This window comes from Vibrio sp. (assembly GCF_047973365.1).
GTDB lineage: Bacteria > Pseudomonadota > Gammaproteobacteria > Enterobacterales > Vibrionaceae > Vibrio.
Genome location: NZ_JBKEBW010000004.1, coordinates 25,465 through 37,503, shown reverse-complemented (window position 1 = coordinate 37,503; position 12,039 = coordinate 25,465). Strand labels below are relative to the sequence as shown.

The window sequence follows — 12,039 nt, the reverse complement described above, 5'->3', positions numbered from 1 at the left end:
TGGTATGGGGACTGCGCTCACTCACCCCAATCACGCATGGTAATCTGTGGTCATGGGGATTCGCTCACTTGCCGCCTACCTGCAACTTCAAGTAGTTTGAGTATAACTAGCATTTGTCTCGGCTAAAAATTTTGGTGACCCCTTGGAAAAAACCTCGCAGTTTCTCATCAATACGCTTAAGACTCATCCTGAGCAATATATGACTATTGGTGAACTTTTGGAGCTACTTAGACGTCGCTCATATGGTGCTTTACTTATTATGTTAAGTTTGGCTGGGATTATCCCTGGCATTTCCTTCTTTGCTGCTGTAGCTGACTTTCTATTAGGGTTGCAGATCGCTTTGGGGTTTCATGCGCCAAGGTTACCGAATATTATTCAAAAACAACGGATTCATCGTGAAAAAACACTTAAGTTCGCTCAAGAAGTGATGCCCTGGTTGGAACGTGTTGAAGAATTCGTAAAACCAAGATGGGAGCCTTTATCCAGAGCAAACCCGCGACGAATAATTGGTGCAATTATCTGCGTTTTAGCCTTTATCGCAATTCTGCCATTACCATTTATTAACTTTCTGCCAAACTTCGCGATTATTTGTCTGGCTTTGGGTATTATTGAGCGAGATGGTTTATGCCTTATCATAGGTTGCGGGATCGCGTTGGTGGCCATGTGGATCAGCCATATTATGGTTAGAATGGCATGGAATTCTCTGATGTTAGCGCTATAAAATCGGTTTCTGAAACAATTAACAATGAGTAAGAAAATGGAAGCAAAAGTAAAGTGGGTCGAAGAGTTTAAGTTTTTAGGTCAATCTAACTCAGGTCATTCTATTGTAATGGATGGTAACGGTGGAGCCACTGCACCTAGCCCAATGGAAATGGTGCTACTTGGCGCGGGTGGTTGCAGTTCGGTCGACGTTGTGGATGGGCTTAAAAAAGCGGATCAAAAAGTAACGGCTTGTGTGGCGAAATTGTCTGCTGAGCGACGTGAAACTGCACCTCGTCTTTTTACTAAGATAAACATCCATTTTGTTGTTACTGGTGAAAATATTGATGCCCAAATTGTTGAACGTGTGACGACAGATTCGTTGGAAAAATACTGCTCTGTATGCTTGATGTTGGGTGAGGCTGTGGATATGACCCATAGCTGGGAAATCGCTTCTGCTTAATTGAAACGCAACAGTGGTTATTAAGAACAGTGGTTATTAAGAACAATTGTTATCTTCTCTCTTTCCATGATTTAAATTACAGTGCGACCTTCCGTTGTATTGGGAGAAAGGTTTTGTCTGGTCATAAACATACTTTGTTTGGTGTTGCTGCTATTTTGCTGTGGGCGTGCTCAATGGGGTTAACTCGCACTGTCACCGAACAATTCGGCCCAATTGCCGGTGCGGCCCTTATCTATACAGCCGCTTCACTGTTTTTGATACTGGTGATGGGGTTTCCTAAACTCAAGCGTTTCTCGCTAAAGTATCTGGTGATTGGTGGCGGATTATTTGTTAGCTACGAGATTTGTTTAGCGCTTGCACTCGGTATGGCAAATGACAGGCATCAGGCTATGCAAATGGCGGTTGTCAATTATCTTTGGCCAGCGTTAACTGTTTTGCTTGCCGTGCTGACTAGCAAGAAAGCCACCAATATTCTTGTTTACCCTAGTGTTGCATTAGCATTCGTAGGTGTTGCTTGGACTATCACTGGCGAGCAAGGTTTGTCTGTATCGGCAATTAGCGAAAACGTTGCCACGAACCCTGTGACTTATTTCATGGCATTTATCGGCGCGATTATTTGGGCGGTTTACTGTAATGTGACCAAAACTCTAGCCAACGGGCAAAATGCGATTACGCTGTTCTTTATCATGACGGCAATGTCACTTTGGATTAAGTATGCAGTCAGTGTGGAAGGAGCGGTGCAGTTTACATTGTCTTCTACATTAAACTTAGCACTCGCGGGCATTGTTATGGGCAGCGGTTACGCTCTTTGGAATGTGGCCATTTTGCGTGGCAACATGATGCTACTGGCTACGTTGTCTTATTTTACTCCGGTATTTTCTACTCTGTTTTCTTCCGCCATATTAGGTGTCACTTTGGGGGTATCTTTCTGGCAAGGTGTAGTGATGGTAACCATCGGTTCTTTGATTTGTTGGTGGGTTACACGCAACAAAGTAGATTCGGATCTAAACAATAGTGCTGTTGGTAATGAAAAACTGAGCAGTGAATAAGAAAACAAACCCTCGCCTTTAGCGAGGGTTTTATATATTCAATGTTAGCTTGCATTACTTTGCCTGCTTCAAAAATTACACAACTTCCTATCAACAGCTGAGTCGATTTGTTTACATGATAGATTTATCATTTTCTACATTATTGTGACAAAAATGGATATGCGGAATAAGAATTGCGGAAGAATCTCTATTTCTTCAATAAGATTGCATTCTAACGCTAGGAACAATACTGCGTTTTGGTTTAATCTTGACGTAATTGCCGAATACACGAAGTAACACGGAGGCCATGATGGCGCACGATTGGGACGAATACGCACTCACTTGGGAAAAAGATGAAACGACAACCACTTTTGCACAAAACGTATTCCAACAACTTCAAAAAATGACAAGCGTAGCAGGGAAACATGTGCTTGATTTTGGTTGTGGTACAGGTTTACTGACTCAACTGATTTCTCCATTGGCAAAAGATATCGTCGCATTAGATTGCTCTGAAGCCATGATTGAAGAGCTAGACAAAAAAGAACTGAAAAATGTCGAACCTGTCGTTGATCATTTAACTCGTGGTTTGGTCGCTCAGCATCCAGCGTTTCGTAAACAGTTTGATTTGATAATCGCTTCTTCAGTATGCGGATTCGTTGCTGATTTTCAGGAAGTAGCTGTCATTATTCATTCTCTACTAGATGAAGACGGACTGTTTGTTCATTGGGATTGGTTAGTGGATGATGCGGATCCCGAATATGGTTTAAGCCAAACCGATATTGAAAGAACATTGATCAAAGCAGGGTTTTCAGACGTTGAAACTCGTATCGCGTTCGAATTGAACACCGCCCAAGGGCTGAAATCGGTCATTATGGGTGTAGGGCGTAAGTAATTTCAGATATAGCCCTGATATAGCTAAAGAACCATAGTGTCTTTTTGGGGTGTATAGAATCCAATAGGATAATTAAAACAGAGAATATATGAATATTATTGGTATGGTCATCGGCGCATTGGGCCTGTCTTTCATCCTGATTTTTGTCTGGATGATCTCGCTTTCGGTACGAAAAAAAAGGCTGGAAGAAGAGAAAAGAGAACGTGAAGAAGCCTATCGTAAGGCGTTGGAACGTACGCGAGAAGAAGAGCGTAAGGAACGTTTATTTCAAGCTGAATCTGGTCATATTCCAACAATATTGTATTTAGCGAAAGAAGCGGAAAGAAAGAATTCGCGTGAAGCGCTGTTTTGGTACGAAAAAGCCGCGCAGTTTGACAATGTTAATGGCATGCACGGAGTGGTGCGTATTTGCAACAAAATGCGTGATGACATGATCTTGCGTGAAAAAGGACGTTTTTGGCAGTCGTACATCGATGGTCTAGAAGGCGATTTACAAGCCAAATATGAGACAGGCTGTGCGTTTATTTCGGGACTTGGCACTGAGGTTAATGTCGTAAAAGGCTTGGCTATGATCCAAGATGCGGCAGAAAGAAAGCATATTGAAGCTATCATCTACATGGGGGATTGGTGTATCTCCAAAGATAATGTTTCTCCATTGCCGGGTGATTCTACCTATTGGTACTCAAAAGCAGCAAAAAGGAACAGCCTTGAAGGCATGATGAAATTAGGCATCAATTATCTTCGAGGCGTTGGTGTTACTGCTAACCATGACAGAGGTTGTTATTGGTTGGAGCGCGCTTCTGAGAAAGGTCACGCAGAATCTATGTACCATGCAGCCGAGGCATGGATAGATAGAGGGTCAAATGGAAATTCTATTGCCTATATCTGGTTATATTTGTCTGCCCACTTTGGTTATGAGCCAGCGCGAACTATGCGTGACAAAGTTGGCAGTAACATGGGGGTGAACTCTGTTGTCGGATTACAAGCATTGGCAAGGCCATTGCAAAAGAAAATCGCAACCGGGAAAGTGAACAAACATGCGATTATTCGCGCCTTGAACAAATTATATAAACGCCAAATTCCTGTACCAGATAAAGGTGCGGTATTAGATGACAGTGAAATTGTCGAGAATGCGAGTGAAACATTGCGTGAAGAACTTGCCTCAATGGATGATTTTGACGAGTTGGAATTTGAGCTGCCAGAGCAGATGGAAGAAAACACTTTTCTTGAGGTTCAGGAGTCACCACAAAAGCCAGATTACGCCAATACCACTATGGATAAACATTCTTAATCAAATAAGAAAAGCCCCAGAAAAATAACTTTTGGGGCTTTTTGTTATCTCTAAATATGATTTCCTATATCTTCTAGATTCTCGTATCACCCAGTTTTGAATGTTGCACATGCCAGACAGAAATCGACTAGCTGATGGGATACGGTGATCTTCCACTGGTTGTGTTTCTAACTTAGGGACCACCACAACCAACACGCCATCCTCAAATTCAGCGTAAATGTCTTTTGGATTTACGTTGTCGCTTAAAGAAAAACTGCGTACCATTTTTCCTTCATAGCGTTCTTTGTGAATGACTTTGTCTTGATCTTTCTTTTCTTCGGTTTTGCTGGTGGAGGCTTCTATTGTGAGCGCTCCATTTTTATAGGTGATGACAACATCATCTTTGGCAACTCCCGGCAAATCAGCAATGATTTCGAATGCGGTTTCTTTTTCAATCACATCAACGCGGGGTGAAAAAGCTTCCGCATCAAATCGGGTCCGAATTGATGGGAATGCATGATCAAATACGCGATAGAAATCAGACCATGAATCACGAGGAATTAAGCTCATCATAACCTCCTATTTCCTATCTTTTACTACCTCATTAATTGTAGTCGTTATCTGGTTATGTGACGGGAAAATTGAATTCTAATTGATCAAAATCAAGCGTATTTCAAGTAGCAAAAAACTGAACTCAAATCCCCTTTTTTCTGTAACCCTCATTTTAATGCTCGCTGCGTACTCGCTTACCCACAAATACAACTATGATTTTGTCTTCACCCAGCGTGCGAGAAAATACGTATGGTGTATTCCCCGTTGATGATTGCTGCTTAATCACTTGGTGTTTCCCTGCTCCCACCGCAGGATGACGCTGTCTGAACTGCCCAACGGTTTGCCAGTGTTTTAGTAACGTTTCGCGTTCTGCATCCAACCTCCACACCATATCTGAACGTGTGCCTTGGTGGAAATCGTCGGCATATGGACCTAAGTCGCGAGCCACTTCATCACCGTAATACACTTGCACCGCACCCGGATTTAGCAACAGGGCGTTGGCCGCGTTACGTTGCATCTCAAAGGATTTGAAACGGCTGAAAAACAGCTCGGTATCGTGAGATGACATATAACTCACGGGGTTGAAATCCGCCTGTTGTTGCAAAGTTTTCGCATTCTCCTGATAAACACTTTCCATCTGACTTAAACAGGTAGCCCCTTTGTCCATTTTTTTCTGCACATCAAAGTTAATCAGCGCATCGAACCCATCATCAAAATACGGGCTGCGGTACGCGCCATGTCCCCATACTTCGCCCATCATCCAAAACGGTTCACCTTGTTTGTTATGTTCTTTGCGCCACTGATTGAGATTATCGCTGGCTGTCTGTTTTAGACGTTGCCACACTTCACCTTCAACATGCTTTACTGTATCTACACGGTAGCCATCAATACCAAAACGTTTCACCCAATCGCTTTGCCATTCGATGAGATAGTCTGAAACGGTAAAATTATCCCTCACCTTCACACGGGTTCCTTCATTTTTTAGCAACCATTCTGGCGGCTTCACAAAGTCTGCTGATTCGGTGCGAAAATCGGGAAGACCTGCCAGTGTCATCGTAATATCGCCAGATCCCGGTTTGGTATAGCCGGGTAATCCTGCACGAACCCAGTCTCCTCCCCACCAGTCTTTCCAGTTGTTGCTGTTGTAATCAATGAACTGGTGGAAACTGTGCCAGTTCTCACTACTGGTTGGTGACCAATCGGCCCATTTTTGTGGCAAATTAGCGTTGTTTACCACATCAATGTGATCGATTTGTAAGTCGGCTAGTGTGGCATATCCTGAGTGGTTGAGAACGGCATCTAACAGAATTTTTATGTCACGTTTGTGGGCTTCTTCAACCAGTATTTTTAAGTCTTCATCAACGCCGAAGTTTGCATCAATTTTGGTGAAATCACGAGTCCAGTAGCCGTGGTAGCCGTAAAACGGGAAAGAGCCACTGTCCCCACCACCAACGAAACCGTGGATTTGCTCAACGATTGGCGACAACCAGATAGCGTCTGTGCCTAATTTTTTGATGTAGTCTAGTTTTTCAATTACGCCTTTGAGATCACCACCGTGAAAGGTGCCGACTTCATTTTTAGCATCTTTTTTTCGCCCATAACTGTTGTCGTTACTGGTATCGCCGTTGTTAAAACGATCAACCATGACGAAATAGATATTGGCATTACGGTAGTTGAATGGCTGAGGCTTGGCTGCAACAGGTTCAAGTAAGATCAAGCCACCGCTGTTCGCTTGTGGGGTTAATGATACGGCACCTTGTTTTACTGTCACCATTTTGCCACTGAAAGCATCTCTTAATTGCGTTCCGTTTGTGAAAGTATCACCGACTTTGACAGTAACTTCGCCGCCAGAGTATTTCTCACAGGTGACATCTGGAATCGGTCGTTTGAATTCACTGTTCGCTGTTTTCTTCGCCTGACGAACAAACGTCAGCGTTTGTGCTTTGTCGTCATAGCTAAACGCGTAATCGCCAGTAAAGCGAATTTTCAGTGGCAAGGTGGTCGCTTTTGAACAGTTAAGTGCAACAGGTGTATTGAATTTGATGCTCAATATTTGTTCAGACTGGCAGTCACCTTCCACACCTGTAACAGTCAGTGTGTAGTCATCCTTGGTCAGTGGAATCACTAAAGGGTTCTGGCTGTCGAGCGGAAAGTCACGACTGTTGGTTGTCGTGGCTATTGTCAAATTAGGTGCTGCAAAAGCACTTGGAATAATGGCACATAAGGCAAAGGTTAACGTTTTTAGTTTCATCGTCACGTCCATATGGGATCTTATAGTCCCTCTAGGTAAACAGACTTTAGGATAAATCGATTAAAGATTAGGCACATCATTCCTCGCTCTACGCCTTAAGAGCTTGAAGTGCTTCACAAAAAATAATTTGGGGGCGTAGTTTATCGGCTGCTTGTAGAAAGCGGACAAAGGGCGAACACTAAGGATATTTCACTTATCTTTACACGTTTATACATTTGTCTAATCTTTATTTCTAACCTGTAGAAAGTCTCACAACTTCGGGCTTCAATTATGAGTTGCAGGTTTTATTGATTGAGGTCACCTATAAACAGGCATAGGATGTTCTGTCGGATTAAGGAGTAATATTATGGTTGCAAAAGTGACAATCGCCCCGCAAGGACCAGACTTTTCAGAACTGGTTCAAGGGTATTGGCGTTTAGCTGATTGGGGAATGACACCTCAACAACGTTTAACGTTTATCAAACAGCACCTAGAGTTAGGTATCACGACAGTCGATCACGCAGACATCTACGGTAACTATGAGTGTGAAGCATTATTTGGTGAAGCATTAGCGTTAGAACCTTCTCTTCGTGAGCAAATGCAGATCGTCACTAAGTGTGATATCAAGCTTTGCAGTGATAAGCACCCAGAACGCAAAATTAATCACTATGACACCAGTTCTGCACACATTTACCAATCGGTGAACAACTCACTGGAACGTTTGGGTGTGAATGAAATTGACGTTTTGTTGATCCACCGTTTAGATGTGTTGCTTGACGCGGATGAAGTGGCTGAAGCGTTTACTGAGCTGCACAAAGTCGGTAAGGTGAAACACTTCGGCGTTTCAAACTTCACACCGTCTCAGTTTTCACTGCTTCAATCTCGTTTGGGTAAACCACTGGTGACCAATCAGGTAGAGATTAACCCGCTTAACTTTAATGTTGCCGATGATGGTACTTTAGATCAGCTACAAATGCTGCGTACCCGCCCTATGGCATGGTCATGTCTAGGTGGTGGTGAAATCTTTAAAGGTCAGTCAGAGCAAGCGGTTCGTGTTCGTAACGTGTTAGAAGAACTGCGTGAAGAGATTGGTGCAGAGAGCATCGACCAAGTGATCTACGCTTGGGTTCGTCGTCTACCTTCTAAGCCACTTGCAATTATTGGCTCAGGTAAGATTGAACGTGTACGTGCCGCTGTTGCAGCACTTGAGTTAGAACTGACTCGTGAACAATGGTATCGAGTTAGGGTGGCTTCTAAAGGTCACGGTGTGCCATAGAAAGTATTTAAAGATTAGAAAAAGCTCCAGGTCTGAAATAGGTTGGGAGCTTTTTTATTTCCTGCTTCTAACTCAAAGAATCTGACGAATATCAGAAGAGATATCACTGATCATCTGTCGTGCACTTTCATCTCGAAGCTGAACCAGATAGATGAACAGAAGATCGGTAATTACGTTCTGCGCACTTCTTGATGCAATAGCCGAGCTGCGGTTTTCCATTTCATCTGCAATGGTGTCAAAGGTGATATCTGCTATCTGACGTAAGCGGCTTTTGTTCGGTGAGCCGATGTTGGGTGAACTAAGTGCAATTACTTTGGCGCCTTGTTCCTTGGCCGCTTCTGCTGCAACCAGAATTTCTTTGCGCTCTCCAGAAAAGGAGATGGCTATCTGCACATCTTTTTCTGTCAGGGTTCGAGCAACTGCAATCTGCACATGACTGTCTTGTTCGGTTAAGGCTGTGATGCCCAATTTTAAGAGTTTATAGCCGAGATCTTTCGCCGTCAGGGCAGAACCACCAATCCCCACAATTTGCACGGTACGAGCATCACTCAGCCATTGCGCAGCTTGATTACAGGCATCAAAAGAGAGTGCATTGGTGGTCTGAATCATTGCTTCGGTTTTTGCTTTAATCAGTTTCTGGGCAATCACCGCCAGTGGATCGTCGGCAAATATCCCGCTGTGCAATGGTGTTGCTGATATCGCCTGTTTGCGACCGATTTCTTCCGACAACGCGAGCTTAAATTCGCTATAGCCTTTAAAGCCTATTTTCTGAGTGAATTTGACGATAGTCGATTGGCTCACTTGCGCTTCTTGTGCCAGCTCCTGACTGGTCATGTATGCCGCTTTTGCTGCATTTTCGATGACCCAATCGGCGACAAGACGACCACTTTGTGAAAGTTGACTGCGTCTAGCGATGATTTTATTGGTTACAGACATAACGAAAACTCAATTATTTTGAATAAATTATTCCAAATTGGAAATAATGACTAATGATTATATCTTAATGTTTTTATGTGATTATTTTCTTGGTTTTCCACTGTGCATGACTATTCTGCCATAAATTATTCCACAGTTTTTCTGGTTAAAGAATAACCTTAACTGTGATTTTCGTCACCTTAAAGGAATATTTTATTCCATAGAATCCCCCTCAGATAATTCCATCGAGTAATGCCTAATGAAAATTGATTTAAGTCGATTGACTACTGAAAGCCGTAATCCAGCAAGTGCTGAGATTGATACCCTCTCAACCACTGACATGCTGAAAGTGATCAACCAAGAAGACCAAAAAGTTGCGTTGGCAGTAGAAGCGGTACTTCCGCAGATTGCTCAAGCTGTGGATGCGATTACCGCGGCATTTGCACAAGGTGGCAGACTGATTTACATGGGTGCGGGTACTTCAGGTCGCTTGGGCATTCTAGATGCTAGCGAATGTCCTCCAACTTATGGCACTTCTTCGGATATGGTTGTCGGTCTGATTGCTGGCGGTCATCAAGCGATTCTCAAAGCAGTAGAAAACGCAGAGGACAACCGAGAATTGGCACAAAGCGATTTAAAAGCGCTGAACTTAACTAATAAAGATGTGGTGGTGGGTATCGCAGCAAGTGGTCGCACCCCTTATGTATTGGGTGGTTTAGAGTACGCGATACAAGTAGGGGCAACCACAGTATCTGTGGCGTGTAATCCTGTGTGCGCAATGGCTGACGCGGCGCAAATTGCGATTCTGCCGATTGTTGGTGCGGAAGTGGTGACAGGCTCGTCGCGCATGAAAGCGGGTACGGCACAAAAGCTGGTGCTGAACATGCTGACAACCGGCGCGATGATTCGCAGCGGTAAAGTGTTTGGCAACCTGATGGTGGATGTTGAAGCAACCAACGCCAAACTGATTCAACGCCAAACCAACATTGTGGTGGAAGCGACAGGCGCATCGAGTGAAGAAGCGGAACAAGCACTCAACGAATGTGGCCGCCACTGTAAAACCGCCATTCTAATGATTCTTGCAGGGCTGGATGCCGAAAAGGCAGCCGCCAAACTTCAGCAGCACAAGGGTTTTATTCGCTCTGCACTTAACGATAAATAATCTTCTCTGCTAATTAAGGACTCTTTTATGGCAAAGATTACCGAAACAATGATATCGCAGATCCTCTCTGCGGTGGGTGGTAGCAGTAATGTCAGCAAATGCGGCAACTGTATGACTCGTCTTCGTTTGACTCTGGCAAACAATGCGGTTGCTGAGCAAGCTGCGATAAAACAAATTCCGGGCGTGCTTGGCGTAGTAGAAAGTGATGAGCAGTTCCAAATCATCCTTGGCCTTGGGAAAGCACAGCAAGCGGCGGATTTGATGAATCAGCTGATTGACAGTTTAACCGCTGGCGGTGAAGCGCCAGCACATCAAGACTTATCTTCGATTGCGGCAGAGCAGAAGAAGCAGGTTAAAAGTAAACAAACCAGTTCAGTGCAACGTTTTCTAAGCAAATTTGCGACTATTTTTACTCCACTGATCCCTGGTTTTATCGCTGCGGGTTTACTGCTTGGCTTTGCGACTTTACTAGAGCAAATCTTCGTTATCGGTCAAGAGCCTAGCCAGTTTATGGTCGACTTGATTGCCTACATGAAGGTGTTTGGTAAAGGTCTGTTTGCTTTCCTCAGTATTCTGATTGGTTATAACGCTCAGCAGGCATTTGGTGGTTCAGGCGTCAACGGTGCAATCCTCGCTTCACTGTTTGTGCTTGGTTATAACCCAGAAGCGACTTCTGGCATTTATTCGGGAATGAGTGAGTTCTTCGGTTATGCTATTGATCCGCGTGGGAACATCATCGGTGTTCTACTTGCTGCGATTATTGGTGCTCAGGTTGAGAAGAGAGTGCGCCGCTTTATGCCGGATTCTTTAGATATGATCCTTACCTCGGTGTTCACACTGCTGATCATGGGTGTAGTGACTTATGTAGTGATCATGCCAATTGGTGGCGAGCTGTTTAAGGGCATGTCTTGGTTATTCCTGAATCTGAATGACAACCCTATTGGCGCGGCAATCTTAGCGGGTCTGTTCCTGATATCAGTTGTGTTTGGTATTCACCAAGGCTTTGTACCTGTCTATTTCGCATTGATGGAAGCACAGGGCTTTAACTCTCTGTTCCCGATTCTAGCAATGGCGGGTGGCGGTCAGGTTGGTGCGGCATTGGCTCTTTATGTGAAAGCGAAGAAAGAAGCGGTACTACGTACTCAGATTAAAGGTGCGATTATTCCAGGTATCTTGGGTATCGGTGAGCCGTTGATTTACGGTGTGACACTGCCTCGCGTGAAACCATTCGTGACAGCGTGCATTGGTGGTGCAGCAGGCGGCTTCTTCATTGGTTTGGTCTCTTACCTAGGATTACCAGTGGGCTTGAACACGGTATTTGGTCCATCAGGTATTGTCGCGATTCCTCTGATGACCTCTCACCACGGCATTTTTACCGGCATGATGGTGTTCGTCACTGGTTTGGTAATCTCTTACATCGTCGGCTTCCTAAGTACATATTTCTTCGGTAGCAAAGACATCGATTTAAGCTGATTTATTCGCCTCTATAGGAATGAAATAGCGGTGCCTTTGAGAAATCAAAGGCGCGTTTTTTGGCATAAAAGAAGCGGCT

11 protein-coding genes are annotated in these 12,039 nt (G+C 44.0%); 8 read left to right on the top strand and 3 right to left on the bottom strand.

What is annotated here, in order from left to right; translation table 11 throughout:
• Nucleotides 1-142: 142 nt before the first annotated feature.
• The 5 genes from ACK5MF_RS00540 to ACK5MF_RS00520 all read left to right on the top strand — a co-directional run bounded on the left by ACK5MF_RS00540 (nucleotide 143) and on the right by ACK5MF_RS00520 (nucleotide 4,373).
• Nucleotides 143-721, top strand: a complete 579-nt coding sequence (locus ACK5MF_RS00540) for an exopolysaccharide biosynthesis protein (protein WP_416918336.1) — start codon at nucleotides 143-145, stop codon at nucleotides 719-721.
• Nucleotides 722-757: 36 nt separating this feature from the next.
• Nucleotides 758-1,162, top strand: coding sequence for an OsmC family protein (locus ACK5MF_RS00535; protein WP_416918334.1), 405 nt, complete (start codon nucleotides 758-760; stop codon nucleotides 1,160-1,162).
• Between the two features lie 113 nt (nucleotides 1,163-1,275).
• Nucleotides 1,276-2,211, top strand: coding sequence for an aromatic amino acid DMT transporter YddG (gene yddG, locus ACK5MF_RS00530; RefSeq protein ID WP_416918332.1), 936 nt, complete (start codon nucleotides 1,276-1,278; stop codon nucleotides 2,209-2,211).
• Nucleotides 2,212-2,500: 289 nt separating this feature from the next.
• Nucleotides 2,501-3,082 carry a class I SAM-dependent DNA methyltransferase gene (locus tag ACK5MF_RS00525; protein ID WP_416918330.1) on the top strand — a complete coding sequence of 194 codons (582 nt, stop codon included), beginning with the start codon at nucleotides 2,501-2,503 and terminating at the stop codon, nucleotides 3,080-3,082.
• An 88-nt stretch (nucleotides 3,083-3,170) separates the two neighbouring features.
• Entirely contained in the window at nucleotides 3,171-4,373 is a 1,203-nt protein-coding gene (locus tag ACK5MF_RS00520; RefSeq protein ID WP_416918328.1) for a tetratricopeptide repeat protein, read from the top strand.
• On the opposite strand, the gene ACK5MF_RS00515 is transcribed toward ACK5MF_RS00520, so the two are convergent.
• Together ACK5MF_RS00515 and ACK5MF_RS00510 are read right to left on the bottom strand one after the other, a co-directional pair.
• Entirely contained in the window at nucleotides 4,374-4,922 is a 549-nt protein-coding gene (locus ACK5MF_RS00515; RefSeq protein ID WP_416918326.1) for an Hsp20/alpha crystallin family protein, read from the bottom strand.
• A 154-nt stretch (nucleotides 4,923-5,076) separates the two neighbouring features.
• A complete protein-coding gene (locus tag ACK5MF_RS00510; RefSeq protein ID WP_416918324.1) occupies nucleotides 5,077-7,155 on the bottom strand; it encodes an alpha-amylase in 2,079 nt (692 codons plus the stop codon).
• Between the two features lie 346 nt (nucleotides 7,156-7,501).
• Between ACK5MF_RS00510 and ACK5MF_RS00505 the strand changes: the two genes are divergently transcribed.
• Entirely contained in the window at nucleotides 7,502-8,410 is a 909-nt protein-coding gene (locus ACK5MF_RS00505) for an aldo/keto reductase (protein WP_416918322.1), read from the top strand.
• Nucleotides 8,411-8,482: 72 nt separating this feature from the next.
• On the opposite strand, the gene ACK5MF_RS00500 is transcribed toward ACK5MF_RS00505, so the two are convergent.
• Nucleotides 8,483-9,346, bottom strand: a complete 864-nt coding sequence (locus ACK5MF_RS00500) for a MurR/RpiR family transcriptional regulator (RefSeq protein ID WP_416918320.1) — start codon at nucleotides 9,344-9,346, stop codon at nucleotides 8,483-8,485.
• Nucleotides 9,347-9,584: 238 nt separating this feature from the next.
• On the opposite strand from ACK5MF_RS00500, the gene murQ reads away from it, so the two are divergent.
• Complete coding sequence (gene murQ / locus ACK5MF_RS00495; protein ID WP_416918318.1) at nucleotides 9,585-10,487, top strand: N-acetylmuramic acid 6-phosphate etherase; 903 nt, start codon at nucleotides 9,585-9,587, stop codon at nucleotides 10,485-10,487.
• 27 nt (nucleotides 10,488-10,514) lie between these two features.
• Complete coding sequence (gene murP, locus ACK5MF_RS00490) at nucleotides 10,515-11,960, top strand: PTS N-acetylmuramic acid transporter subunit IIBC (RefSeq protein WP_416918316.1); 1,446 nt, start codon at nucleotides 10,515-10,517, stop codon at nucleotides 11,958-11,960.
• Nucleotides 11,961-12,039: the final 79 nt, after the last annotated feature.